Consider the following 24,489-nt stretch of genomic DNA (forward strand, 5'->3'; position numbering starts at 1 on the left):
CAACATCAAGTCTATCAGAAGTTTACATTTCACATGTTGGTTAAATATTACAATTCGCCTTTCTGACATTTTTTAAGGGCGTATTCATCAATGTTTTTTGGATAAAATTATGAATAATCAAATCATCAATACAGATAATCCAAAAAAATTTAGATATTAGGATTAAGACTATGCCTGCATATAAAGCGCCTTTACACGATATTCGTTTCTTAATGAATGAAGTGCTCGATTACCCAGCACACTACAAAACTTTGTCTAATGGTGAAGCTGCTGATGCAGATACTGTCGACATGATTTTAGAAGGTGCAGCGGATTTTTGTGAAAACATCCTTTCACCTTTAAACCAAACGGGTGATGAAGAAGGCTGTCATTTTGAAAATGGTGATGTGAAAACACCAAAAGGGTTTAAAGAAGCCTATGACCAATTTGTACAGGGTGGCTGGCAAGGTCTGTCTTTCCCTGAAGAATTCGGCGGTCAAAACTTGCCACAGTCGTTGAATCTCATCAAATCTGAAATGATGGGTACAGCGAACTGGTCATTCCAAATGTATCCAGGTCTCAGCGTAGGTTGTATCAACACCATTCTTCAATTTGGTTCAGAAGAACAGAAAAACCAATATTTACCGAACCTTGTTGCTGGAACTTGGTCAGGCACCATGTGCTTAACTGAACCTCAATGCGGTACCGACTTAGGTCAGGTAAAAACCAAAGCGGAACCTCAAGCTGACGGTAGCTATGCAATTTCTGGTACAAAAATCTTCATCTCTGCGGGTGAGCATGATTTAACAGATAACATCGTGCATATCGTACTTGCTCGTCTTCCAGATGCTCCTGCAGGTACTAAAGGGATTTCATTGTTCATCGTTCCAAAATTCCTTGTGAAAGCAGACGGTTCAGTGGGCGAACGCAACCCAGTGACTTGTGGTTCGATTGAACACAAAATGGGGATCCGTGCTTCGGCAACAGCTGTGCTGAACTTTGACAATGCTATTGGTTACTTGATCGGTGAAAAACACAAAGGCCTACATGCAATGTTCACCTTCATGAACACTGCACGTATTGGTACAGCAATTCAAGGTATTGCACATGCTGAATTGGCATTCCAAGGCGCACTTCCATACGCGAAAGAACGTATGTCTATGCGTGCACTTTCAGGTAAAAAAGATCCTGAAAAAGTGGCCGATGCGATTATTCACCATGCAGACGTACGTCGTATGCTTTTAACTCAAAAAGCGATCGCTGAAGGCGGCCGTTCAATGATTTACTATGCAGCTCAAATTGCGGACAAAATGACTGATGCTTTAACCCGCGGTGATACAGCAGCGTTTGAAGCACATGATGACCACTTAGGCTTCTACACACCGATTCTCAAAGGTTTCTTAACCGAAATGGGTTATGAAGCTGCAAACCATGGTATGCAAGTATACGGTGGTCATGGTTATATTAAAGAATGGGGCATGGAACAAATTGTTCGTGACTCACGTATCTCTACTCTCTACGAAGGCACAACAGGCGTTCAAGCACTAGACTTGATTGGTCGTAAAGTTCTGTTGACCTCTAAAGGTAAAGTGATTCGTGACTACACAGCTGAAATCTTGAAGTTCTGTGGTCAACATGCACGTAACAAATACATGCGTCGTTTTGCGTGGGACTTAACGAAGCTTTGCGCACAGTGGAATGCATTAACGGTTCGTATCATGCTTGCAGCACGTAAAGACCGTGACATCGTATCTTCTGCTTCTGTCGATTTCTTAATGTTCTCTGGCTACGTGATGATGGCTTATTTCTGGGCACAACAAGCTGCCGTAGCTTCTGAAAAATTAGCAGAAGGCAATGGTGCAGAAGTTCCTGAGTTCTATAAAGCAAAAATCAAAGTGGCAGACTTCTACTTTGAACGTCTATTACCACGCTCACAAGGTCACGCTGAAGCAATGGTTAACCCATCGAAGACCATGACTTCTTTGGCTCCTGAACACTTTAGCTTTGACTACTAAGCTTTAAACCGAGTTAAATGACTCTATAAAAAGACCGCTTCGGCGGTCTTTTTTGTCTTCTCTTTTAATTTTGATCTATAGGAATTACGAGTAGTATTCTTAATTTCTTCATGAGGTAATAACAATGTATAAAGATGAACTTTATATGGAGAAATATTGTTGTATTTTTCAACAAAAATAGAACACCTTATCGCTAAAACATAATTTTATTTAATAAATATTAAATACTTAAAGTAAATTTAACTCCATAATTTTAGCTTTACATTTGTATCTCATACAACTTCATATCTTCTCCATAGCCTCCCCCTATGATGACTTCATTGATTCATAGAGAGCGTAACCATGAAAAAATTGATGTCTTCATTGATGATTGGTCTGATTGCAACAACTGCGACAATGTCTGCAATGGCAGCGCCTGCATTCGATCATAAAAATCCACCACCTGCTCCATACTTTGATAAAAAACCTGTACCGCCTAAAGCAATACATCACAAATCTGCTGGGCCGCAAATGGTGAAAAAAGAGCATCAACAAGCTCATGCAAAATTTGCCAAACAAAATCATAAGGTAGTAGCTTTTAAAGGCAATCAACACAAACCTGTTTCGCAGCATAAGTTACCGCCTATGCCACCGAAACATCGTTAAGCTAAATTAAAAAAAGACCGCTCATGCGGTCTTTTTTAATATTTACTTTGCTTTATCAGCAATAAATTCTTTAATCTCTATGGGTTTATCTTTTACCAACTCAACAGTGCCTTCATTCACACCATTAAAGTTCTTAAAGTGAATTGAAACACCTTGGTCGTTGGCAAGTCGTACACCACTTCCTGAAACTCCTCGTTTCAATTCATACACACGATCAGAATTATCAGTCAATTGTGCGGTTTCAAAATTATCTTTGGTTTTTAACTCAAGGCTAAGATCTTGTGGCCCTGTAAAGTGAATCACTTGCTCATCTTGAGATACTGCAACATCGTTTGTTTGTGCAGTTGCGGTCGTTGCCTCTGTTGCAACATTTTGTTCTGATGGTGCTTTTTTATCGGTGCAACCCACCAAAGCTATAGTTAATAACGTCGCAGTTAAAATATATTTCATTTTCTGAAGTTCCTTTATGCCATGTAAATTCAATTATCAACTGAATAATTTCATACACATTCTGCAAATTACATTCGGAATATGAAAAATTACTTGTCGCTCAAATTTTAAAACAAGTTTGACATAGCTTTCATTACAGGAATTCTTCCAATACTGAATTTAAAAAGATATGTCCCTGCTCGGTACAAGACAAAAGTGTTGGATCACTGACCATCAATTTACGTTCACGTAATGAGTTCAATAACTCGGCAATCGGCTCTAAACTTTCCCCTGTACGCTCGCTATATAGCTTGGCTTCCACCCCATGATTTAACCGCAGCGCATTCATCATAAATTCAAAAGGCATGTCGGCTGCTTCGATGCGCTTAAACTGAAGATGTTCAGCAGGTACTTTGGCTAAATAGTCTTTCGGCAATCGGGTTTTTTGGAAACGATACACCCCGTCTGGCATGGTCACTTTGCCATGTGCGCCTGCGCCAATCGCCAAATAATCGCCAAACTGCCAATAATTTAAATTATGTGCCGACGGCTTTTCTTTACGCCATGCAGATACTTCATAATTGATAAAGCCTTGCGCTGTTAAATAGGCTTCGCCCTGTTCTTGAATATCTTCAAGCACATCATCGACAGGTAAAATCGGTTTTGTGCGGAAGAAAACCGTATTGGGTTCAATGGTCAACTGATACCACGACACATGCGTTGCGCCATTTTCCACAGCCAATTTCAAATCCAAAAGCGCTTGCTCAATGGTTTGTTCAGGCAGGCCATGCATCAAGTCGACATTTACCCGTTCAAAACCCGCCTCTTTTGCATGCTGAATGGCAGAAATCGCATCATCATTCGAGTGAATCCGCCCCAGCTTTTTCAGCTGGTCGGTATTAAAACTTTGCACACCGATAGATAGACGATTAATCCCTGCATCTAAATAACCAGCAAAAGGATCGTGCTCAACCGTGCCCGGATTGGCTTCCAAGGTAATTTCACAGTCCGCTTCAAACGGTAGCAACGCTTTGAGCTGAGCAAATAACCATTGATAGCCTTGGGCAGAAATCAATGATGGTGTACCGCCACCAATAAATACACTATGAATCAGGCGACCCTGAGCAAAATCGACTTGGGTTTTAAAGTCTTCAACCAACGCCTGTAAATATTCTTGTTCTAAGTCCAAAGACAATTCACCATTCGGCACCGCATGCGAATTAAAGTCACAGTATGGACATTTACGCACACACCACGGCATGTGAATGTATAAAGACAAAGGAACGAGTGCAGGATTTAATTCAGCCAAGGAGATTGCTCAAAATGCGTTGAAGAATGCTGCGTATTTTAACATGACTACATCAGAGTGCTTGTGAAAACTCTGATTGAATACAGTAGACTGATCATATTAAAAAAGAATTTGCTGATAACAAGATGAAAATAAGCAGCCATTTATTGTACTTACTGCCGCTCGCGATGGGTATTGGCATCGCCATGACCATTCAAACAGCGATCAATAGCCAATTGCGTGAATATTTATATTCACCGCTGCAAGCTGCCCTTTTTTCTTTTTTGGTTGGTACAATAGTCCTCGCCTTTATGGTGTTTTTTCAATCGGCCGAAAAACCGGACTTTGCAAGCTTTGCTCAAATTCCTTGGTATTTATGGCTGGGAGGATGTCTGGGCGTTTATGCCATCAGTATCAGTATTTATACCGCGCCGAAACTGGGTTTTTTATCCCTTTCGGGTCTGATTATTTTTGGACAGATCTTAATGTCGATGGTATTTGATCATTTTGGCTTGCTCGGCACTGAAAAAACCCCGATTAACTGGCAACGCTTATTGGGTGGCGTGGTGATTTTTATTGGTGTGCTTCTCACTTTCCAACGCTAAGACCTCATTCCTAAGCACCTCACAAGAAATGAGTACATTCTGTGTCTACTGTCACGGCTGTAACAAGCAGCAAGTATGAATTAAAACAACTGTTTCATTTAATGATCCCGATATTGATCACGCAGTTTGCGCAAGCGGGATTTGGTCTCATTGATACCATCATGGCTGGACACATGTCCGCCAATGACCTTGCAGCCATTGCGGTCGGGGTCGGCTTATGGATACCAGTCATGCTGCTGTTCAGCGGCATTATGATTGCCACCACCCCATTGGTTGCCGAAGCCAATGGTGCTCGGACGCCTGAAAAAATTGCCACCATCGCCCGTCAGTCTTTGTGGGTCGCATTATTTTTAGGGATTATTGCCGCATTAGTCTTACAAGCTATGCCGCTGCTTTTACCGTTATTGGGTGTCCCTGAAGTATTACTTCCGAAGGCGAGCTTATTCTTACACGCCATTAGTTTAGGTATGCCTGCTGTCACCATGTACGCAGCTTTACGTGGTTACTCAGAAGCATTGGGGCATCCACGTCCAGTCACTGTGCTGAGTCTGCTGGCCTTATTGGTGTTAATTCCACTGAACTTTATTTTTATGTATGGTTTAGGCCCAGTCCCTGAACTGGGTTCAGCAGGATGTGGTTTTGCCACCGCGATTTTGCAATGGTTAATGTTCTTTGCTTTGGCGATGTACGTTTTCAAAGGATCGGCCTATCAAAAGACCCAACCTTTCGCTGCTTTTGAAAAAATGAACAGTGAATGGATCAAACGTATTTTAAAACTTGGCTTTCCCATTGGCTTAGCTATTTTCTTTGAAGTCAGTATTTTTAGTACAGCCGCTATTGTGTTGAGTCCCTTAGGCGAAGTTACCATTGCAGCGCATCAAGTCGCCATTTCGATTACCTCGCAATTGTTTATGATTCCAATGTCACTAGCGATTGCGCTGACCATTCGGGTCGGTACCTATTATGGGGAAAAAAACTGGCTAGCTATGCGAAAAGTCCAGAAAGTCGGTATGTTGACAGGGACGGTATTTGCCCTAATTACCATGCTGCTGCTTTGGCTTTTACGTAATGAAATTGTGTCACTCTATACCAATGACTATGATGTGACTCAGCTTGCCGTGTACTTGGTCTTGTTCGCTATTGCCTATCAGTTGATGGATGCATGGCAAGTCAGTGCCGCAGGGTGCTTACGCGGTATGCAAGACACCAAAGGACCGATGTGGATCACTATGATCGCGTATTGGATCATTGCCTTCCCTGTCGGGATCTATCTTGCACGCTTCACTACGACTGGTGCTGCAGGCGTTTGGATTGGCCTGATTGTGGGTCTGACTGTCGCATGTATACTGCTACTTACACGTTTATTTATGATGAATAAACGTTTAGCACATGCGGGATAAGCCCTAAAAAATCATCTAAAAAGTTACTTAACTGATGTTACGCACATAAAAGTAATTTTGCATTTTTAAAATGATTTTTAATTTTATTCGACGGAGTCTTACATCTTAGGGATTGAATAACGGGATTAGCCTTCGGCTGGAGGTACTTTTGTTTCGGCAAAAGTACCCAAAACCATTGTCATCCGCAAAACTCGTTCACCAGCGTGTAATTATTCAAAGTCACGCAAAAACATTTTTGATTAGAAGTAGTCCTGTCTCAAACACTTGCGGATGACGTTACCGCGTATCGTTCTTTTATTTGAATCAAATGGCGCTTCTGATGTTACTACGTAACATCAGTTACTTAAAAAAGACGGCTACGCTATGCAGAAGATTAATGCAAATTAACACCCTGTATAGCAACGCCATAAATAAAAAAGCACGAAGAAGAGGAAAATAAACATGTCCCATGTATTTCGCTCGATCAGTCTCTGTCTGAGCTTGAGCTTTTCCATGTCACTACAAGCTGAACAAACGATCAACCGACATGAATTTCCTTTGTATCACGCACCCATCAAAGTCCAATCACAACCCGAATTTGATTACATCAATCAAGCACTTTGGACAGCCTTTCGCTTTTATCATGAACAACAAGCGGACTCATATACCGCACGTTTAAAATTAAGTTGTCAGCAGTCTGGTATGGCGTATACCTATCAGGACTTCATCAAGGCCAATCAAAAGTTTGCCTCTGCGGATGATCAGGATTTTATCGTGACGCAAAACCTCATCACCTTGAATGAAAATTTACACCATAATCAATGCAGTAAATATCTCAGTCCACATTTAGAACTGGAAAAAACTGAATCGAGCGAAGCAGCAAAAACCAACTAATTAAGCGCCTCGATGGCATTTTTTAAACTTTGTGGCACTTGGCTGTCGTCCTCTACGTCTTTCACGATCGCTTGCCCGACAATCACCTCTGTCCCATTAAAACTCATGGTCGGTGATCCATACAATTCATAGCCTTCATTTAAAGCTTTGGTCACACGGGCACAGAAATTGACATCATCTTTACCGGTTAAATAGCGATACACTTTCATCGTTCAGTTCTCTTCTAGCGACGCGATATTTTAAACCATTCAGCGCGTGGCTTAAATTTGCCTGAATTATTTTCAGTATTTACATTTTTGCCCATCATTTTATCAATGGAAATAAAGTCTTAACAATTTAAAGTAGGCAGTTGGTGTTTTGTCGCCTATGATCGGTATTAGATAATAAATGATGATCTTGAGGAACATCACATGGCAAAAACGGCTAGCACACCGGGTCGTCGCTTTATGAAACTTGCCAGTATGACGGCAAGCATTGCTACTAAAACCGTTTCCAATTCCATCCGCAATATCACTGCCGATGAAGAACAGAAAAATGCATCTCGCAGTAAACTTTTTCAGGACATCGGTCTGCAAATTGCAGACACTTTGGGTGAAATGAAAGGTGCGGTGATGAAAGTCGGACAAATTGCCTCGCAGTACAAAGACATTTTTCCACCTGAAGTCGCAAAAGCCATCAGTAAATTACAACGCCAAGCGCCAGCCATGCCTTTTGCTGAAATTAAGGCCCAAGTAGAACAAGAACTCGGCAAACCCCTCGCGCAAATTTTTAAAAGTTTTGAAGAACAACCTTTTGCCGCTGCATCCATTGGGCAGGTGCATAAAGCCGTGTTACCTAATGGTCAGCAGGTGGTGGTGAAAGTGCAATATCCGGGTGTCGAAGAAGCCTGTGAAAGTGACTTAAAACAAGTTCGGCTTGCACTTCGTCTGATGGGCGTATTGAAAATTGATCGGAAGTTACAAGACAAGCTATTTCGTGAAATTCAGGACAGTTTAGACAATGAACTGAACTATGAAATTGAAGCACAAAACTTAGATGTGGCCCGTGCTTTTCATAGTGCGCTGGATGGCAAAATCATTATTCCACAGGTCTATAAAGATTATTCTTCACGTCATATTTTGACTCTAAGTCTAGAGCTTGGCGACAGTATAGAAACTGCCAGCACATGGTCACAAGAAACCCGAAATGCCTTGGGAAGGCGCTTATTCCGTGCCATTGGCCGTGAAATTTTCTTCCTTAAACGTTTCCACTGTGACCCGCATCCGGGCAACTTCGCCTTTCGTGAAGATGGTTCAGTCATCGTATATGACTACGGCGGTGTGAAAACCCTGTCTCCTGAAATCGTGTCGCACTTTAAGCAATTGATCAATGCTGCACGCAAGCACGATATTCCACTGATGGAACAGCAACTTGATGCCCTACATTCCCTCAATGAACTCGGTAAATTCCCTGCGGAGTTGTATGAACAATGGCTTGAAGTACTGATGCGTCCACTGACCACACAATACGACTTTGCTGAAAACTCAGCGCACCATGACGGGGTAGAATTAATTAAGCCATCTCTTAAATACTGGGATGTGTTTAAACCGTCACCGGATACCTTGATGGTGAACCGGACTGTTTCAGGACATTATTGGAATTTGATTCATTTGAAAGTGCATGACAATCTCAATGATCTTTTTGATGAGTTGGTCCCACCTAGCGCTTAAGTGAATATGACGCGCTGATTGCCTGATGAATTTCGGGCAATATTTGCATTTTATATTGTTATGTTATAACATTTCTTCAATCAATAAATTTAAGGAACAGAAGAATGCGTGCCAACATCCATCCCGAATACCGTGAAGTGCTCTTTCATGACACCAATGCCAATGCCTTTTTTGTGATTGGTAGTACCTTAAGCACCAATCAAACCAAAGAGTTTGAAGGCAAAACTTATCCCTATGTGACACTCGATATTTCAAGTGCATCACATCCTTTTTATACAGGTGAACAACGTCAAGTGAATAACGAAGGACGTATTGCGAACTTTAATAAACGCTTTGCGCGTTTCAAACGCTCACAATAAGTTCAGTTTCGATTAAGTTTTTGCTTTTAAAATTAAAGCATTGAAGAAGTTCAGGGTTCCCCTCCTCCAGCCTGAGCTTCTTTTTTTATGTCTGAAATTTTGTGGTTTTCAAGCGTTGTTTTAAACATCTATTTTTAAAATCGACTGAAATAAGTAATATCCCAGCCCCAATACGATGACACCAATTACCACACTAGAAATGGCATAACTGAATGCCAGCCCACTTTGCCCTTGTCTGAGCAGTTGAAAGGTTTCTAAGCCGAAACTGGAAAAGGTGGTAAAGCCACCTAAGATCCCGACCATAAGCAATAAGCGTGCTTCATTTTGTAGAACGGGATATTTTTGGCTAAATGCAAAGAACACACCTGCACAAAAGCAACCTAAAATATTCACCCACCATGTAGCCCATGGAAAGAGTACTGTTGGCTTGGCCAATAACAGTCCTGCTGCATAGCGAAGTGTTGCTCCAATTGCGCCGCCACATGCGACCAAAAGCCAGTTCATAGTTATCCTACTTCAACATCATTGGTATCTACAATTTAGGCAACAGACTGCCTAAGGTCGCCCTTCAATATACACGCATTTAATTTACGCAAATAGTGTTAAATGTTTGGGCCAAAGCTTGCTATAGTCTGCAACACTTTGCGGTATTTTTTATTGAAAGAGGACATTATGGCTCAGGAATTATTAGATCAACTTCAAGCAGGGACTGCGAAATTTTCAGATGTGATTGCATTTATTGAAGCGCGTTATAACCACACACCAACTGCTTTTACCAATGGCAAACAAGCCAATGCAGCGACTGAAAACCAAGGCAGTGCCAAAGTATTTTCTTTTGCCCAATTGAATGGTCTAAACCAAGCTGAAACCTTAAGTCTTTTTGCTGAACATTATGCTGCTGTTTTGGCGACACCAGACGCAACTGACCACCAAAACATTCGCCAATTTATGCAAAATGGTTGGGAAGGTATTCAATTTGATGGTCAAGCGCTCAGCGCGAAATAATGCCTAGATAGACGTTCTAAATCAGTTCGTCTGCAATAAAAAAAGCCAGTACAAATACTGGCTTTTTTATCGTTCATCATTGGTTCAAATCAAGATACTCGAACTCTGCAAGTCCATTCAGCCATCGCGGTTTTTTCCCAAGCCCGCGCATGCTTCAAATGTAGTAATTCTTCACCCGCAGTCGTTGCGGTAAAACGATAGGTTTTTTGACCGCCTCCGCCTAGTACTGGTGTCGTATCCGCAGCATCTTGTTGTTGAGCTGACTGAAACACTTCTTCAACTTTAAAAAGTTTCGGTTGCTCAGCCAAAGACCATACATACCCAGTACTTGGATTTTCGTTTAACAGTACTTCCAAAGTCTGTCCACGATCCATCTCAAGCAAAGTCGGACAACTTTGCTGTTCAGTAAATACATGGGTTTTCCCATCTACAGTTGAACTCATACTGGTACATCCACCAAGCGCCAAACCACTCGCCATCATTAGACTCAAAATAAGCTGTTTCTTTATCGTCATTTTCATCATCAAATTATTTTACCTTGAATCTAATGCACACCGATTTCAAATACGATCTCGATGCAATCGAAATTTAGCCTTTGACTTTTTCAATCCACTGAATCGAACTGACACGAAAAACTTCACAAGCCCCATCACCCGTATCTGTTGGGGTCAAAGATGAAGTCCAAACCAAATCTTTGTCTTTCACCTCAACCAAATCCCCTTTTAAACGCACAAGATCACCACGTTTTACTTGAGTAATTTGTTTCGCAATTTGCGGGTTTGCAGGAATGATGTGCATATTAGACACCATCATCATGGCTTGTTTTTGCGGTACAGGAACACGATCCATTTTCCAATTTAAGAAACGGTCATATTGATTGACTGAAATCGTACGAGCTATTTCTGGCTCTGCAAATAAGCCCCAACTGACCGCATAATCGATCGGAGAAAATTTTGCTTGTTCATCTGTTTGATAGGTTTTTGAACCTAAAATTCGGAAATCACCTTTAAATTCTTTCAAGGTAGAAATCGACTGGCCTTTGGCAGCAGGTGCTAAACCTTTGGCAATATTATAATCTGAAGACGCTTGGACACCGACATTCAATAAAAAGCCTGCAAGCACAGTACTTAATGCAATTCGCTTGATCATCGCGTTATCCTCTTACCCTGTAATACTTCACATTACTCAATTTTAATTCTGCAATTGAGCCGACTTCATCTATACATAATGCCCCAACCTGAACATGAGCTTAAAATCGCGTAGGTTGAGCCTGATGAATGTCGTTTTCACTAGTTGTAACTCTATATTACGCACACAGTCTGCATAAACCTTATAAACTTGGTAACAAAATGCTGTTATTCAGTCAATTGGCCCATATCCACGTCCCACCACATGATTTAAAATTAAAAAGACATGATTTACACTTTAAAAAAAGCCAACAAAAATACTCGCTATGATTTATAAATTTTATCAACAACACATTTTTCCGCACCTTTTAAATCAAGTGATGCAAGTACCAAGCTTGATGGATAAACGACGCGAACTCCTGTTAGCCGTATCTGGTGAGGTACTCGAAATTGGCTTTGGTACAGGTTTGAATTTAGCGTTTTATCAAAATGTCGATACGGTTTTTGCCCTTGAGCCCAATCCCGATATTTTTCATTTAGCTGCTGAACGTGTACATGCCGCGCCCTTTGAGGTACAGCATATTTTAGCCGGTGCTGAAAAATTACCCTTTGCAGATGAAAGTCTAGATCATGTCGTGAGTACATGGACCTTATGCAGCATTGCCGATATTGAAACTGCGCTTGAAGAAATCTACCGCGTCCTTAAACCAACAGGGACATTTCATTTGGTTGAGCATGTACAACACAATGAAAATGGGAAAATTAAGCAGTTACAACACCTACTGACGCCCATTCAAAAGAAAGTCGCGGATGGCTGTCATCTGGATCGTCATATGCAAAAGTTGCTTGAAGATGCCCAGTTTGAATGTTTTGAAACGCAGTATTTTGATGCTGAAGGCATTCCACAAATTGGTCAGCGCATGTTGCTCGCCCGCGCACGGAAGTTGAGTTAAAGCGTCCAAGGCCATGTTTAAGCACAATCAAATCTAAATAAAAATACCTAGTCTTTGATTAATCGAATGGCATTAATTTTTAGGATATGACAGGGCTTTTTATTCAACACATTATAGGTGCTATACGACTTACCTGTTTTGATGGAATGTACATCCACCCATGCACCCAAAATCTCCACACGATCCCCTGATTTCAAACGCCGAATACGATTTGCGACGTCTTCGGATTGAGCAATCACACTGACATTTTGCAATTCAGACTTCAGCTTTTCAATTTGTGTCGAGGGCACGTCTTTCGCTTGCACGCTAAAACAGCGGTTCTGCTGAGACCACTCAAGATGATATTTTAAAGACTGGAAATCATTTGAGCCTGAACTCAGTAGCAGATCAATATTGCTGACATACGCCAAGTCTTGAAAGCCACCTACCACGGTCGGTGCGGCCGGATGTAATGTACGACTACTCGCACTGTAGTAGCGTTTATCCAACAGCAAATATTCACCGGAAAATGCCTGAGTCGGTGTGACCTGAAAATTTTTCAGCACACCAGTTTGCTCTAAATGTGGAATGGCACGAAAATATTCAGACCATATCCACAGCATGAGCGCAAAAACGGCTGCAGTCGCTAAGAGTTTTTCCATGTGGATATTCTGTCCTTATTACTTTTCGACGGTTCTGAGCCTGAATCACGCGAGCTTAAATATGCTCAAAATCAATTCGGATGGTTTCAAAACGCACTCGCCCTTCGGCAATGGCTTGAGCAATCGCTTGTTGCCCTTTGGTCAAACGTGCGCCACCACTTTTAATATCAATCAGCACCACTTCGATGTCTTCAGCGAGTCCATCACCATCACGAAAGTCGGTATAGCCATCAAAAACCACATAATCGATCGGGTCACCGAGAAACTTTGCATCGCTAGGTAAATATTGAAATTCGGGCATGATCGGCGCCATTTGTTCGGCCATTTTGCCTTTTAAAACAGCACGACTGGTATTTACACTGCGTTTTTGTGCGTGGGCCAATGCCTGCTGATGTTCCAATTCTAGTTCTGCAATATATTGCTCATATTCTGCCTTTATCCTTCCATTGCGACTGCCACTTAAAATTAAGGTGGTCAGTACAATCCCAATACACGCGCCAATGAGCATGGCCATCCAGACAGACATTTAAAATTCCTAATCTTTTTAATATATTACAGCGAAACCTATAGAAAAAACTTAGACTTTGGTTCTTTGTCATATTCCCCGCATTAAACAATGATATGCTAGGGATGAGCAGAATAAAATCTATTTAGGTCGATGAAAACGATATTAATTGCCAATCAAAAAGGTGGTTGTGGCAAAACCATCACAGCAATCAGTTTAGCCTCTGCACTTGCGCAAAAAGGTTATAAAGTGGCCTTGGCAGATGCTGACAATCAAAAGTCTGCACGTCAATGGCTCAAACAGCGCCCAGAGACTGCAGCCCCAATTCAGAGCCTAGATTGGCGTCATGAAAAATCGATTGGTGATGTGCCGAAAGGGATTGAATATCTAATTATCGATGCACCGGGTGCGTTATCGGGTGAACATGCAGATCAGTTGGTGAGTGAAGCTCATGCCATCATTACCCCGCTACAACCATCTTTCTTCGACATCGACTCGACCCGTCGTTTTTTAAAGCATTTGCAAGAAATTAAACGGATTCGTAAAGGTAAAGTCCAAATCCTATTGTTGGCCAATCGTGTCAAACCCAATTCTGCTCATTCCAAAGAAATTCAAGATTTTTTCAATAAAGTTGAACAGCAGCCCGTTGCTTGGATTTCTGAACGTACCGCTTATGGTCAACTTGCCATGCAAGGTCTTTCGGTTTTTGATAAAACGCAAAAATTGTACCTCGGCATGCAGCAACAATGGCAACCTGTGCTCAATGCCATTATTGAAGACGAAGCCGAGTGGTTTTAACCCATCATTCCACATTTTGCTGATATAAAGGTCAATCTTGCAAGGATCTAGCCTGAAAGATATTCACCATAAGTTAACAAGCTCTCGTTTTCGGGAGCTTTTTTTTCGGTTAAGATTGAACACAACATGATGAAAAAATCAGAGCACGCATTGCCAACGTTCGCACCTACATTACAAAAAGTCTTATTGTTCGGATTATTTTTTATCCTGATTTTTTTGAGCTTTAGCGTACTCAAATACTTTATTGTGCCCGTTGTTTGGGCAGCGATTATTGCTTATATGACTTGGCCGCTGTATCAATCGGTGCATCGTTTTTGTGGCAATCGTGCAAATCTAAGTGCGGCGCTGATGATCTTACTGGTGGTGCTCGTGGTAGGTCTGCCGGTGATTTTTGCGATCTTCTTGCTACAACATGAAGGCCGTAACTTGTATTTTGAATTACAAAAGCAAGTTTTCTCTGGTCATGTCAATGTGCCTGATTTTATTCGCCAACTGCCGTTTATTGGTAAAGAAGTCAGTCGTACCCTGCATGAGCTGAACAATGACCCAAACAGTATTATTCAATCGGTACAAATTTGGATTCAGGGGCATTTGAACTACGGTAAAGTTTTGGTCGGCGAAGTCAGTAAAAATATCTTTAAGCTGTGTTTTGCCGTGATGTCTTTATTTTTCTTCTATCGTGATGGTCAAACCATTTTAAGTCAGGTCAGTAAAGCCCTCGAAATGGTGATCGGGCCACGTATTCATCATTATCTTGCCACCATCTCGGATACCACACGTGCCGTCGTGTATGGCATCGGTCTCACCGCCATTGCCCAAGCTTTACTTGCCGGTCTCAGCTATTTTGTTGCCGATGTGCCTAACCCGATGTTATTAACCATCATTACCTTCATGTTGGCACTGATTCCCTTTGGCCCACCGATTTCATATACCGCTGTGTCGTTGTGGTTATTTTCACAAGGTCAAACCATTGAAGCCATTGGCGTCATGGCTTGGGGTGTTTGTATCGTGAGTACGGCCGATAACGTGATTCGTCCTTTAGTGATTTCAGGGGCAACGCAGATTCCATTCTTATTAATCATGTTCGGTGTTTTAGGTGGTATCGCCAGTTTCGGTCTTGTCGGTTTATTTATCGGGCCAGTGATCTTGGCGGTACTCTTGGCGATTTGGCGTGAATGGTTACATGAAACCCAAATTGAAGCCGTCATGATGCCCAAAGCAACATTGGCACATGACTTAGACAATATGGATGATAAGCCTGAACAACCTTAATTCAGGCTTGAATTCATTAAACAAATATTACAATCAAATACTTAAATTATCTGTCATCCTGTATCCGCATCTGTTTCAATGGTTGAAATTCCATAAAAACAGACAGGATGCCAAACATGTCTTCACTATTTAAATTCGGCGCGCTTGCTGCGGTCAGTGCCCTGATGTTTACAGGCTGTGCGAGTACCTCGACTTCAACAGGTCTGAATGCAAAAACCGTGACGGTCAATGCCGTGACTGCTCAAGGTATTGGTCAAAGCATCGGTCAAATTAACTTGGTTGATAGCCCTGCTGGCTTGGTTATTCATACCAATTTAACCCAGCTTCCTCCGGGTCCACACGGTTTCCATATTCATGAAAAAGGTTCTTGTGCCCCAGCTGAAAAAGATGGAAAAGTGGGTGCTGCACTCGCTGCGGGTGGTCACTTTAACCCTAAAGCGACACCTCACCACGGTACACCGTTAACCGGTCACATGGGTGACTTACCGATCCTTCAAGTTCAAACGGATGGCACAGCAAAAGTGAATTTAATTGCACCGCGTTTGAAATTGGCGGATGTACAAGGCTTAGCCATCATGGTCCATGCCGGTGGTGATAATTACTCTGACGACCCTAAACCTCTAGGCGGTGGCGGTGACCGTATTGCCTGTGGTGTGATTCAATAATCGACCTTGCACATAGATTTGAATAAGCGGACTTTAAGTCCGCTTTTCTTTTGAATAAAAATTGACAGTTCACAGAAAAAAGCTCAGTCTAATTTACAAAATCATTCGAATACTTCATAACTCTGTGAACACGCGACTCTCTTGGTTTCAACAGTTTCAATCCAGTGCAATCATTATGTATTGCCTGCAAATTTGTATTGTTTTGAGTGGCACCACGCTCGGATTATATTTTCTCGGTTTTCATAGTGTTATTGTTCCCGTCACCTTAGGTGCGATTGCCACCGCGCTCACGGACTTTGACGACCGACTCAGCATCCGACTGCGTAATTTGCTCTATGTCTGCGTACTCTTCTTTAGTGTCAGTAGTATTTTAGATTTTCTCTATCCCTATAAGCTGCTGTTTATATTGTATCTTTCACTGTCTAGTGCAGGATTTATTTTATTAGGAGCTTTGGGGCAACGCTATGCCACGATTTCTTTTGGCACGATTTTACTGTCGATTTACACCATGTTCGGCTTGGGCGAATATGACACCTGGTATTTTCAACCCAGCTGCTTTGTTCTAGGGGCCTTATGGTATGGCCTGACCTCAATTCTCTTTTACCTGATTAAACCTACCCTACCTGTACAGGACAATCTCTCGCGTTGTTTTTTACAAATCGCCGAAGTACTGAATGCAAAAGCACGCTTATTTGACCCAGATAATGTCAACAATGTGGAACACTTACTGTATGAATTATCGCTCAAAAACAGTGATGTCATCCCGAGTTTAAACACGACCAAAGCTTCTTTACTCACCCGTTTAAAAGCCTCAAGAGCAAATAAAAACACCATCTACTGGCTGAATTTATATTTCTTGGCACAAGATATTCACGAACAGGCCAGTGCGAATTATTTACACTACGAACAAATTCATCAAAATTTTAGCCGTACCGATTTAATTTTCCGTTTTCAAAAAAATATTCGATTACAAGCACAGGCTTGCCAACAGTTGGCCTATTGTATTTTGCATCGGCAGCCCTATCAGCCTGATCCCATTACCGCACAAGCACTGGCACATTTGCATGCCTCTTTGCAGGAGTGGATGGCGAATAATCCGCAAAATATAGAAGTGAAAAACCTACAGCTGATCTTGAGTAATTTGGACAGTGTACAAGAACGCTTTTCGCATGTTCAGGATTTAGATCATTCACAGCAACAGGCCTATCAGCAGCATATCGACAACCTCAATTTACTCGATGACGATATTCACGGTTTGCACGATTTATGGCTCAAACTGAAACAGCATTTGAGTCCAGAATCTGCCTTATTTCGCCATGCTGTTCGCATCGCTTTTGTCTTTGCTATGGGCTATGCCATTTCCCTCTTGCCCTTTGCCAAAAATGGCTACTGGATATTATTGACCAGTTTATTTGTCTGTCAGATGCGTTATTTTGCGACCAAAAGTCGTTTAAAAATGCGGACTTTGGGAACCATATTAGGGGTCTTACTTGGCATTCCTATTTTGTATTTTGTGCCGAGTGTCGAAGGTCAATTACTACTGACGATTATTTTTGGCGTGTGCTTTTTCTATCTGAGTGCCAAAAAATATGCCATGGCGACCCTCATGGCAACCTTAATGGTCTTGCTGATTTTTAATTTAAAAGGCGCTGGTTATGCGGTCATTTTACCGCGTATCGTTGATACCCTACTCGGCTGTTTTATTGCATGGTTCGCGGTGAATGTAATCTGGCCAGATTGGGACTTTCGCAATATTTCCAAGACCATTCAAAAAAGCTCTGCTGCGACCCTGCATTATTTTGATGCCGTAGTTGAGCAATATCTCCATGGGAAAACCAATAGCATTGATTATCGGCGTGCCCGTCGTTCAGCCCATAATGCTCAAACTGAATTGTCGAGCATGATTTCAAGTTTAAGTACCGAGCCTGAACCCGACCAAACTTTGATTCAACATGCTTTTCGCTATTTGGTCTATAGCCATAGTCAGCTCAGTTATATTTCGGCATTGGGGAGCCACCGTGAACAGGTACAAGACCAACAAGTCCTTGAACTGCTGAAATGGTGTCAAAGCACCTTAGACGAGGTCTTAATTCAGCAAAAACCGCTCAATCCTGAGAAAATTCAGCAAAAACTTTTCGAAATTCAAACACTCAGCACTGAAGAAATGCGGTCTAATCACCTACAACTGGTGCTCAAGCAAATCAGTTTATTATTAGAAACATTAGCCGAACTGATTCAGCTTCGAACACAGCTGATTCAGGCGGAAATTAAATAAAATCATTCGAGACTCATGATGAAAATGCTTAGTTTAGGTTTTAGACGCCTCATATTACCTACGATTGTGGCGACCTCATGTTTAGCTGCGTCTTCTGTTTTTGCAGCACCGACAGCACAAGATTTGAAGCGTATTTTGGAATGTCAGGCCGATTACGACACCTACCATAACACTTTGCTCGATTATGAAAAGGCTCTGGGGCAATTGGGCTGGAAACGCCATGATGACCTACATCAACCGTTTATTTATATCTATAAAAATAAGCAGCCTGTTGAATTTTTTGGCATGCCAACCCAAGAGATTGGCTTGTCTTCCAATGCAGTATTCGCGATCTATCGACAAGCCGATGTGAAAAAACTTGCCCAAAAATATGGTATTGAGCAGCATCCAATGTTTGCCAATATGCCGTTTTTCCGTGGTGAAAAAATCCTACGTACGGAAGCTGAAACGGATGATCTGCATGCCATCAATCACAAACTGAGCCTGTCTGAAATGACCGGAAAAAGCCCGATGATTTTATTCGGCTGTAACTATGAATTTGATCAAGGTTCGATTGAAGACGCCTTAGCGGATCTAGAGGATTAATCCGAGTAGATGAATCAGAATTAACTTTAAAAACATTTACTTAGATTCAATATGCGAATCAATTATTTCAACAGGAACGCTTCGTTCCTGCTGTGCTTTCAGGTACACTCAAGACTGAAATCACTTTGAATTTAGACTTCGCATGAATATCAAGACCTTACGCTTTGTGGGCCTACTCGAAGGCATCTCCTTTTTATTATTGTTGTTCATTGCTATGCCAATGAAGTACCTGATGGATAATCCAATATTGGTCAAATACGTCGGTATGGGACATGGCGTCTTGTTTATTGCCTTCTTGGTGGTGCTATTTGTGGTCTGTGAAAAGCAAAAATGGTCGCTTAGCGTATTTCTAATGGGCTTAATTGCATCGATTTTGCCTTTTGGCCCGTTTATTTTCGATCGCAAATTAAAAAATGCAGAACAACCTGCAACATCAAATTAAGACGGTATAGAGCAAATAAAAAAGCCCAATGTTGTTCTACACAGCATTGGGCTTTTTCTATAATGGCATTAACTCGAATTTAAAATTCACCCGTCAATTTACGTTGTCGCATAATATCTCGCACCACTAAGCGTGGTAGGCTGAACCACAAGATAATAAGGGTAAATCCTGCCAAACTATAGGCCCAAAGGCCGAAGTTTTCATACAGCACGCGCACGATTTCGATCACGGCAAAGAACGTCAGCATCATGATCACAGACACTGCCGCAGCCACTGTGCCCTTCGACATTTCAGACGACATTAAGGCAAAACGATAGAGCACAGAAAAGCTAATCCCTTCACCAAAACTGACCAAACTCATACCAAGAATGAGCAATGTCAGAAAATAACTTTCAGTCATCGTCCCAATCACCACGAGGCTCGTTCCGAGTAACATCAGCGGTAGCCCGATCATCACAGACTGACCCAGAGGCAATTTGTCGATGATTTTAATCAGGACAATATTACCGATGATCAGCCCGCCCAAAACAGGAAACTGTGCCATGCCGTATTGCATACTACTCAGTCCAAGCTGCTCCACCAATATGACTGGAGATAGTGCAATCCAGAGCATCAGTGGCATTGCCACCATCGGTAGGCCCAGTGTCAGTGCCAAAAAGCGTTTATTTTTTAACACCTGTTTAAAGTCATCAATGATATAGCCCACCGGTTGCTTTGGAATGCTGATGTGCTGAGTCGGCATCTTGGCTTTTAAACCAAACCAACTCAGAAAAGATAGAAATGCAATTCCTATAAAGCCCCAATGCCATGACACGTGATCAATCATAAAGGCACCGAGGACGGGACCGATCAGTGGCGCCAGTAGTGAAATATTCGCCATGATCGCCATGACTTTGATGGCATCTCGCTCTTCAAAAGTTTCCTGAACAGCAGCATAGCCCACGGCAGAAATAACCGATAAACCGAAACCTTGTAAAAAACGCAACGTTAAAAAGCTTTCGATATTATGTGTGAGCAATATCGCTAAACAGCATAAGCTAAAGAACGCCACACCACCCAACAGGACTTTTTTACGGCCTAATCGGTCTGACAATGGCCCTAATATTGCAGCGACACAAGCACCTCCCAATAAGTAAAATGACATCGACGAGGGTGCCCATGCACTACTCACACCAAACTCTTGGGTAATCGCAAGCATGGCGGGTTGGACTAAGTCGTTGCCGATATAGACAGAAAATTCAAATAAAACCAGTGCCAAGGGAAACATTAAGGTGGCACGACTTAATTTTGTGGTTTGTACGTTTTGCATTGTTATCTACATATCAAATATGTGCTGTCGAGCTTGAAATGACAAATAGGGAGAGACACTTCAGCCCAATGACGAGCACTGTAATATTAATTTTAAAAATGAATTTGCGGCGTATCCGCCATATGTGCGTCGTATTCACAAGACGCTAGATAGAGATAAAATGAACTTCAACGAACCGATCTGTCGGTTTGAGTCCGACTATTTTAACAGTGTTTGCTGGCGTTGTATTGGTCTTTTTAAACTACCGCTTTTATGGTTTTTCATTGTATGCTTTTTGGATAAAGCGACCTTGTTTTAGGTCTTCATAGGCTTGCATGACTTCTGCAAAATGATTCATCACAAAATAACCTCGCCCATAGATGGGTTCATTTAAAGGCTGCGCCGATAAATACAACATGTGGCTATCTTCAACTGCCGTCAATTCGACATTTTCACCTCGGCTCGACATGACTGCCATATGCTGTGCATTTAACGGTTCATCTGTTTCAGTAAATTTCAGTTTGCCTGAGCGTAAATATACCAGCGTGGTATCCCCTTCTTGTGCAGGCAGGGTGATGCTTTGATTGGCACTGACAAAGACATCAAATACTTGCATAGGTGTATGTGTCTCTGCAGGGCCGTGTGCTGTTAAATATTGCCCAGCAATCACCCTTACATAACCTGCATTATCTGCTAAATCCACTACAGGAATACTGGCTTTGGCTAAGCTCTGATAGCGTGCGGGAATCATTTTATCTTTGGCAGGCAGGTTGACCCAAAGTTGCAATATTTCAAATGCTCCGCCTCGCTGTGCAAAGGCTTGGCTAAAAACTTCTTCGTGCTGAATGCCTGAAGCAGCAGTCATCCACTGCACATCGCCCTCACCAATGACACCACCGCCGCCAGTCGTATCATGATGTTCAAGTTCGCCTTTAAACACCAAGGTGACGGTTTCAAAGCCTCGATGTGGATGTTCCAACACGCCTTTTTTCAGTTTGGTTGGTTTCAGCACTCCAGGCCCTAAATGATCGAGCAATAAAAAAGGCGAAACGGTATTCCCCAATTCATAATGGGAAAATACTGAAGTCACTGGGGCAAAGTCACCTACAGCTGAGCCTGAGTCATTGACGTGAATAAAAGCGAGGGTTTTCATCATAAATTTGAAATCTGATCATGATTTGAATTCGGTTTTATATTATTAAAAACTATACGAACTCACGAGAAAATTTTTAGGATTGAATATTCTATGTTTAGGATGAAAATTAAGATACGCGGAAACTCATCCGCAACTGTCCGAGTCAGGACACATTCAATATGTAAAGTTTCTGCGACCTACACAATTGAAGATGGTATTTGACGAGTTTTGCGGATGAAAGATGGTTTTGCTACTTTTGCCGAAACAAAAGTAGATACGAGCTCCAATCATCGAATTTAAAATGAAAGGACCCCGTCATGCTGAATATTTAATAAGAAATTTAGACCTTAACTTTTTATAATTTAAGGACACTTCGCTGATTGGAAAGTCTTGGTATTTTTACCACGTTGGCACTGATATTCCTTTTGCGTATTTACACGCTGCCAGTCACCATCCACCAATCTAAAACTATAAATAGTACGAATTGATTTCACCGAATCATCCATCAAACCCGTTTCCGTCACTTTCACCTGCCCCGCATTTGGCGACTCAACACGGTTAAAATACTGACGAATTTCTACAGTCGACAGCTCTTTACGCAAATCAGGACGTTCTTTTAATACCTGATCGAGTGGCGTAGCAGAAGAACCGACTTTAGACACAATTTTCTGCGTTGTCGCACAACCCGCCAACATCCCCACACACAATGCAGACACAGCAATTAAACGATACATAGAACCAACTCAAATTTATTATTCAGTCCTATCATGCCGAACATTTGTCCAAAACACTATTTAAGCAATGTAAAAGAAGTAGTCCAGTCCACAAAATCAACGTGCTGTTTCTCATCCATGCACGGCAAACAAGGCGTTTTATAGCCATAAAAAAACGCATCCGAAGATGCGTTCTAGTACGTCTTTAAAAATTAAAGATCGAACAATTTACCTGGGTTCATAATTGCATTTGGATCGAATACTTTTTTCAATGCTTTCATATATTCAATTTCTTCTGCTGAACGTGTGTAATCGAGGTAAGGCTTTTTAGTCATACCCACGCCATGTTCTGCAGAAATTGAACCGTCATATTTTTTCACAGTTTCAAATACGTATTTGTTTACCACTTGGCATTTTGCAAAGAATTCATCTTTACTTAAATCCGCAGGTTTCAAAATATTTAAGTGCAAGTTACCGTCACCAATATGACCGAACCAGCAAATTTCAAAGTCTGGGTAGTTCGCTTCCACAATTGCATCAATTTCTTTAATAAATGCAGGAACATGTGTAATCAGAACTGAGATGTCATTTTTGTATGGAGTGAACGGTGCGATTGACTCTGAAATGTCTTCACGTAAACGCCATAAGCTATGTACTTGGTCTAAGCTTTGGCTCATCACGCCATCCAGTACCCAGCCTTGTTCCATGCAATGTTCAAAGATTTCCATTGCCGCATCCATGATCGGTTCAAATGGTGCTTCAAACTCAAGTAATACATAGAATGGACATGGTGTTTCAAACGGACGTTGTACATGGCCATTGTCCAATACTTTTTGCATCGCAAGTTCACCAAAGAACTCAAATGCAGTCAGGTCAATTTTCTTTTGGAAGGCATGTAGAACAGGCATAATCGCATCAAAATCAGGCACACCAAGAACCAACACTTGTAAGTCATGGGGTTGGCGTTCAAGTTTGATTTCAGCTTCAGTCACGAGGCCCAAAGTACCTTCACCACCAATAAATAAGTGTTGAAGCGCATAACCAGTCGCGTTTTTGATCATGCCTTTGTTCAAGCGCAGGATGTCACCTTTACCTGTAACCACGGTCATGCCCAACACCCAGTTACGTGTCATGCCGTATTTGATAACTTTAATACCACCGGCGTTGGTACCAATGTTGCCGCCAATTTGAGATGAACCTGAAGATGCAAAATCAACTGGGTAGTACATGCCCTGTTCTTCAGCATAGTTCTGAAGTTGTTCAGTCACCACGCCTGCTTGTACGCGTACCATACGGTCAGCTGGGAAGAATTCCAAGATTTGGTTCATCTTGTCCATGCTCACCACGATTTCACCGTTAGCAGCCACAGCACCCGCAGACAAACCTGTACGACCGCCACTTGGTGTGATCGCAACATTAAATTGGTTCGCAAGTTTTACAATTTGTTGAACTTGTTCTGTGCTTGAAGGGAAAACGACGACCGACGGGTTTGGATCGAAGTGCTTAGTATGGTCACGACCCCAATTTTGGAGACTATCCGCATCGGTTTTAATTCGGCTTTCGCCAACAATAGCGGTCAATTGGGTCAATAACTCTGGGGTTAAAGCGACTGGAGCATTCATCGTTTTCAGACCTTGCAAGAAGTAAACAAGTTTTTTTAAAGGTCCAGACTTCATTCAGTCAAAACTGCGGTAACGCATATTTCAAGGGAAAAAGCCTGAAACAGAGCGCATCAAAATGTCAGGGAATTGGTCATGATGATTTTGAGCGGCACCATTATAAG

At 41.9% G+C, this 24,489-nt stretch carries 27 protein-coding genes; 15 read left to right on the forward strand and 12 right to left on the reverse strand.

Features of this window, described 5'->3' with window-relative positions:
• The first annotated feature begins 170 nt into the window (after positions 1 to 170).
• Entirely contained in the window at positions 171 to 1,994 is a 1,824-nt protein-coding gene (locus tag FTV27_RS03670; protein WP_180077081.1) for an acyl-CoA dehydrogenase C-terminal domain-containing protein, read from the forward strand.
• A gap of 342 nt (positions 1,995 to 2,336) precedes the next feature.
• On the forward strand, positions 2,337 to 2,639 hold the full coding sequence (locus tag FTV27_RS03675; RefSeq protein ID WP_180077082.1) for a hypothetical protein: 303 nt from the start codon (positions 2,337 to 2,339) through the stop codon (positions 2,637 to 2,639).
• A gap of 42 nt (positions 2,640 to 2,681) precedes the next feature.
• Here FTV27_RS03675 and FTV27_RS03680 read toward each other — a convergent pair whose 3' ends face one another.
• Both FTV27_RS03680 and hemW read right to left on the reverse strand, forming a co-directional pair.
• A complete protein-coding gene (locus FTV27_RS03680; RefSeq protein WP_180009514.1) occupies positions 2,682 to 3,089 on the reverse strand; it encodes a hypothetical protein in 408 nt (135 codons plus the stop codon).
• 133 nt (positions 3,090 to 3,222) lie between these two features.
• Complete coding sequence (gene hemW / locus FTV27_RS03685) at positions 3,223 to 4,377, reverse strand: radical SAM family heme chaperone HemW (RefSeq protein WP_180077083.1); 1,155 nt, start codon at positions 4,375 to 4,377, stop codon at positions 3,223 to 3,225.
• A 125-nt stretch (positions 4,378 to 4,502) separates the two neighbouring features.
• On the opposite strand from hemW, the gene FTV27_RS03690 reads away from it, so the two are divergent.
• The 3 genes from FTV27_RS03690 to FTV27_RS03700 all read left to right on the forward strand — a co-directional run bounded on the left by FTV27_RS03690 (position 4,503) and on the right by FTV27_RS03700 (position 7,234).
• Positions 4,503 to 4,961, forward strand: a complete 459-nt coding sequence (locus FTV27_RS03690) for a DMT family transporter (RefSeq protein ID WP_180010501.1) — start codon at positions 4,503 to 4,505, stop codon at positions 4,959 to 4,961.
• 41 nt (positions 4,962 to 5,002) lie between these two features.
• Positions 5,003 to 6,361, forward strand: coding sequence for an MATE family efflux transporter (locus tag FTV27_RS03695; protein WP_373685866.1), 1,359 nt, complete (start codon positions 5,003 to 5,005; stop codon positions 6,359 to 6,361).
• 441 nt (positions 6,362 to 6,802) lie between these two features.
• Positions 6,803 to 7,234, forward strand: coding sequence for a hypothetical protein (locus tag FTV27_RS03700; RefSeq protein ID WP_180009516.1), 432 nt, complete (start codon positions 6,803 to 6,805; stop codon positions 7,232 to 7,234).
• Here FTV27_RS03700 and FTV27_RS03705 read toward each other — a convergent pair.
• Positions 7,231 to 7,443 (reverse strand): DUF1737 domain-containing protein, encoded by a 213-nt coding sequence (locus FTV27_RS03705; protein ID WP_180010499.1) that lies wholly within the window; start codon positions 7,441 to 7,443, stop codon positions 7,231 to 7,233. The two genes, FTV27_RS03700 and FTV27_RS03705, sit on opposite strands and share 4 nt — an antisense overlap.
• 201 nt (positions 7,444 to 7,644) lie before the next feature.
• Here FTV27_RS03705 and FTV27_RS03710 point away from each other — a divergent pair, with 201 nt between their 5' ends.
• Both FTV27_RS03710 and FTV27_RS03715 read left to right on the forward strand, forming a co-directional pair.
• Positions 7,645 to 8,943: an AarF/ABC1/UbiB kinase family protein gene (locus tag FTV27_RS03710; RefSeq protein WP_180077084.1), complete on the forward strand. Its 1,299-nt coding sequence runs from the start codon at positions 7,645 to 7,647 to the stop codon at positions 8,941 to 8,943.
• A 104-nt stretch (positions 8,944 to 9,047) separates the two neighbouring features.
• Positions 9,048 to 9,302 carry a type B 50S ribosomal protein L31 gene (locus FTV27_RS03715; RefSeq protein ID WP_078189321.1) on the forward strand — a complete coding sequence of 85 codons (255 nt, stop codon included), beginning with the start codon at positions 9,048 to 9,050 and terminating at the stop codon, positions 9,300 to 9,302.
• Between the two features lie 120 nt (positions 9,303 to 9,422).
• Here FTV27_RS03715 and crcB read toward each other — a convergent pair whose 3' ends face one another.
• Positions 9,423 to 9,806 (reverse strand): fluoride efflux transporter CrcB, encoded by a 384-nt coding sequence (gene crcB / locus FTV27_RS03720; RefSeq protein ID WP_078189322.1) that lies wholly within the window; start codon positions 9,804 to 9,806, stop codon positions 9,423 to 9,425.
• A gap of 168 nt (positions 9,807 to 9,974) precedes the next feature.
• On the opposite strand from crcB, the gene FTV27_RS03725 reads away from it, so the two are divergent.
• Positions 9,975 to 10,307 (forward strand): HopJ type III effector protein, encoded by a 333-nt coding sequence (locus FTV27_RS03725; RefSeq protein ID WP_078192490.1) that lies wholly within the window; start codon positions 9,975 to 9,977, stop codon positions 10,305 to 10,307.
• Positions 10,308 to 10,396: 89 nt separating this feature from the next.
• Here the strand turns inward: FTV27_RS03725 and FTV27_RS03730 are convergent, their stop codons facing one another.
• Both FTV27_RS03730 and FTV27_RS03735 read right to left on the reverse strand, forming a co-directional pair.
• On the reverse strand, positions 10,397 to 10,822 hold the full coding sequence (locus FTV27_RS03730; protein ID WP_257229960.1) for a protease inhibitor I42 family protein: 426 nt from the start codon (positions 10,820 to 10,822) through the stop codon (positions 10,397 to 10,399).
• A gap of 73 nt (positions 10,823 to 10,895) precedes the next feature.
• Positions 10,896 to 11,456 carry a hypothetical protein gene (locus tag FTV27_RS03735; RefSeq protein WP_078189325.1) on the reverse strand — a complete coding sequence of 187 codons (561 nt, stop codon included), beginning with the start codon at positions 11,454 to 11,456 and terminating at the stop codon, positions 10,896 to 10,898.
• Positions 11,457 to 11,760: 304 nt separating this feature from the next.
• Here FTV27_RS03735 and FTV27_RS03740 point away from each other — a divergent pair, with 304 nt between their 5' ends.
• A complete protein-coding gene (locus FTV27_RS03740) occupies positions 11,761 to 12,387 on the forward strand; it encodes a class I SAM-dependent methyltransferase (protein ID WP_180077085.1) in 627 nt (208 codons plus the stop codon).
• Between the two features lie 47 nt (positions 12,388 to 12,434).
• Here the strand turns inward: FTV27_RS03740 and FTV27_RS03745 are convergent, their stop codons facing one another.
• Complete coding sequence (locus FTV27_RS03745) at positions 12,435 to 13,028, reverse strand: hypothetical protein (RefSeq protein ID WP_180077086.1); 594 nt, start codon at positions 13,026 to 13,028, stop codon at positions 12,435 to 12,437.
• Between the two features lie 55 nt (positions 13,029 to 13,083).
• Positions 13,084 to 13,554, reverse strand: coding sequence for a Holliday junction resolvase-like protein (locus FTV27_RS03750; RefSeq protein WP_078192492.1), 471 nt, complete (start codon positions 13,552 to 13,554; stop codon positions 13,084 to 13,086).
• A 132-nt stretch (positions 13,555 to 13,686) separates the two neighbouring features.
• Here FTV27_RS03750 and FTV27_RS03755 point away from each other — a divergent pair, with 132 nt between their 5' ends.
• The 6 genes from FTV27_RS03755 (at position 13,687) to FTV27_RS03780 (ending at position 19,570) form a co-directional block, all read left to right on the forward strand.
• The gene (locus tag FTV27_RS03755) at positions 13,687 to 14,331 is read left to right on the forward strand and encodes a ParA family protein (RefSeq protein ID WP_078192493.1); all 645 of its coding nucleotides are present in this window, start codon (positions 13,687 to 13,689) and stop codon (positions 14,329 to 14,331) included.
• Positions 14,332 to 14,481: 150 nt separating this feature from the next.
• Positions 14,482 to 15,603 carry an AI-2E family transporter gene (locus FTV27_RS03760; RefSeq protein WP_162689724.1) on the forward strand — a complete coding sequence of 374 codons (1,122 nt, stop codon included), beginning with the start codon at positions 14,482 to 14,484 and terminating at the stop codon, positions 15,601 to 15,603.
• Positions 15,604 to 15,719: 116 nt separating this feature from the next.
• Positions 15,720 to 16,268 carry a superoxide dismutase family protein gene (gene sodC, locus FTV27_RS03765; RefSeq protein WP_180077087.1) on the forward strand — a complete coding sequence of 183 codons (549 nt, stop codon included), beginning with the start codon at positions 15,720 to 15,722 and terminating at the stop codon, positions 16,266 to 16,268.
• 124 nt (positions 16,269 to 16,392) lie between these two features.
• Complete coding sequence (yccS, locus tag FTV27_RS03770) at positions 16,393 to 18,543, forward strand: YccS family putative transporter (RefSeq protein ID WP_373687143.1); 2,151 nt, start codon at positions 16,393 to 16,395, stop codon at positions 18,541 to 18,543.
• Positions 18,544 to 18,561: 18 nt separating this feature from the next.
• A complete protein-coding gene (locus tag FTV27_RS03775) occupies positions 18,562 to 19,128 on the forward strand; it encodes a hypothetical protein (protein ID WP_180077088.1) in 567 nt (188 codons plus the stop codon).
• Positions 19,129 to 19,270: 142 nt separating this feature from the next.
• A complete protein-coding gene (locus tag FTV27_RS03780) occupies positions 19,271 to 19,570 on the forward strand; it encodes a DUF3817 domain-containing protein (protein WP_078189335.1) in 300 nt (99 codons plus the stop codon).
• A gap of 79 nt (positions 19,571 to 19,649) precedes the next feature.
• Here FTV27_RS03780 and FTV27_RS03785 read toward each other — a convergent pair whose 3' ends face one another.
• From FTV27_RS03785 to FTV27_RS03800, 4 genes are all read right to left on the reverse strand, one after another.
• On the reverse strand, positions 19,650 to 20,879 hold the full coding sequence (locus tag FTV27_RS03785; protein ID WP_180077089.1) for an MFS transporter: 1,230 nt from the start codon (positions 20,877 to 20,879) through the stop codon (positions 19,650 to 19,652).
• A gap of 250 nt (positions 20,880 to 21,129) precedes the next feature.
• Complete coding sequence (locus FTV27_RS03790; protein ID WP_180077217.1) at positions 21,130 to 22,011, reverse strand: pirin family protein; 882 nt, start codon at positions 22,009 to 22,011, stop codon at positions 21,130 to 21,132.
• A 344-nt stretch (positions 22,012 to 22,355) separates the two neighbouring features.
• Entirely contained in the window at positions 22,356 to 22,727 is a 372-nt protein-coding gene (locus FTV27_RS03795; protein WP_078192499.1) for a hypothetical protein, read from the reverse strand.
• Between the two features lie 191 nt (positions 22,728 to 22,918).
• Positions 22,919 to 24,328, reverse strand: a complete 1,410-nt coding sequence (locus FTV27_RS03800; RefSeq protein ID WP_078189543.1) for an FAD-binding oxidoreductase — start codon at positions 24,326 to 24,328, stop codon at positions 22,919 to 22,921.
• Positions 24,329 to 24,489 lie beyond the last annotated feature (161 nt).

This window comes from Acinetobacter sp. YH12251 (assembly GCF_013417465.1).
In the GTDB taxonomy this organism is placed as follows: domain Bacteria; phylum Pseudomonadota; class Gammaproteobacteria; order Pseudomonadales; family Moraxellaceae; genus Acinetobacter; species Acinetobacter amyesii.

What these genes read in the sequence shown, in the direction of transcription:
- FTV27_RS03705 (WP_180010499.1), bottom strand. Translation starts at nt 7,443, where the DNA reads ATGAAAGTGTATCGCTATTTAACCGGTAAAGATGATGTCAATTTCTGT.
- FTV27_RS03755 (WP_078192493.1), top strand. Translation starts at nt 13,687, where the DNA reads ATGAAAACGATATTAATTGCCAATCAAAAAGGTGGTTGTGGCAAAACC.
- FTV27_RS03710 (WP_180077084.1), top strand. Translation starts at nt 7,645, where the DNA reads ATGGCAAAAACGGCTAGCACACCGGGTCGTCGCTTTATGAAACTTGCC.
- FTV27_RS03690 (WP_180010501.1), top strand. Translation starts at nt 4,503, where the DNA reads ATGAAAATAAGCAGCCATTTATTGTACTTACTGCCGCTCGCGATGGGT.
- FTV27_RS03725 (WP_078192490.1), top strand. Translation starts at nt 9,975, where the DNA reads ATGGCTCAGGAATTATTAGATCAACTTCAAGCAGGGACTGCGAAATTT.
- sodC (WP_180077087.1), top strand. Translation starts at nt 15,720, where the DNA reads ATGTCTTCACTATTTAAATTCGGCGCGCTTGCTGCGGTCAGTGCCCTG.
- FTV27_RS03730 (WP_257229960.1), bottom strand. Translation starts at nt 10,822, where the DNA reads ATGACGATAAAGAAACAGCTTATTTTGAGTCTAATGATGGCGAGTGGT.
- FTV27_RS03785 (WP_180077089.1), bottom strand. Translation starts at nt 20,879, where the DNA reads ATGCAAAACGTACAAACCACAAAATTAAGTCGTGCCACCTTAATGTTT.
- FTV27_RS03750 (WP_078192492.1), bottom strand. Translation starts at nt 13,554, where the DNA reads ATGTCTGTCTGGATGGCCATGCTCATTGGCGCGTGTATTGGGATTGTA.
- FTV27_RS03670 (WP_180077081.1), top strand. Translation starts at nt 171, where the DNA reads ATGCCTGCATATAAAGCGCCTTTACACGATATTCGTTTCTTAATGAAT.
- crcB (WP_078189322.1), bottom strand. Translation starts at nt 9,806, where the DNA reads ATGAACTGGCTTTTGGTCGCATGTGGCGGCGCAATTGGAGCAACACTT.
- FTV27_RS03745 (WP_180077086.1), bottom strand. Translation starts at nt 13,028, where the DNA reads ATGGAAAAACTCTTAGCGACTGCAGCCGTTTTTGCGCTCATGCTGTGG.
- FTV27_RS03775 (WP_180077088.1), top strand. Translation starts at nt 18,562, where the DNA reads ATGAAAATGCTTAGTTTAGGTTTTAGACGCCTCATATTACCTACGATT.
- FTV27_RS03795 (WP_078192499.1), bottom strand. Translation starts at nt 22,727, where the DNA reads ATGTATCGTTTAATTGCTGTGTCTGCATTGTGTGTGGGGATGTTGGCG.
- FTV27_RS03735 (WP_078189325.1), bottom strand. Translation starts at nt 11,456, where the DNA reads ATGATCAAGCGAATTGCATTAAGTACTGTGCTTGCAGGCTTTTTATTG.
- FTV27_RS03790 (WP_180077217.1), bottom strand. Translation starts at nt 22,011, where the DNA reads ATGAAAACCCTCGCTTTTATTCACGTCAATGACTCAGGCTCAGCTGTA.
- FTV27_RS03700 (WP_180009516.1), top strand. Translation starts at nt 6,803, where the DNA reads ATGTCCCATGTATTTCGCTCGATCAGTCTCTGTCTGAGCTTGAGCTTT.
- FTV27_RS03680 (WP_180009514.1), bottom strand. Translation starts at nt 3,089, where the DNA reads ATGAAATATATTTTAACTGCGACGTTATTAACTATAGCTTTGGTGGGT.
- FTV27_RS03800 (WP_078189543.1), bottom strand. Translation starts at nt 24,328, where the DNA reads ATGAATGCTCCAGTCGCTTTAACCCCAGAGTTATTGACCCAATTGACC.
- FTV27_RS03675 (WP_180077082.1), top strand. Translation starts at nt 2,337, where the DNA reads ATGAAAAAATTGATGTCTTCATTGATGATTGGTCTGATTGCAACAACT.
- FTV27_RS03780 (WP_078189335.1), top strand. Translation starts at nt 19,271, where the DNA reads ATGAATATCAAGACCTTACGCTTTGTGGGCCTACTCGAAGGCATCTCC.
- FTV27_RS03715 (WP_078189321.1), top strand. Translation starts at nt 9,048, where the DNA reads ATGCGTGCCAACATCCATCCCGAATACCGTGAAGTGCTCTTTCATGAC.
- FTV27_RS03740 (WP_180077085.1), top strand. Translation starts at nt 11,761, where the DNA reads ATGATTTATAAATTTTATCAACAACACATTTTTCCGCACCTTTTAAAT.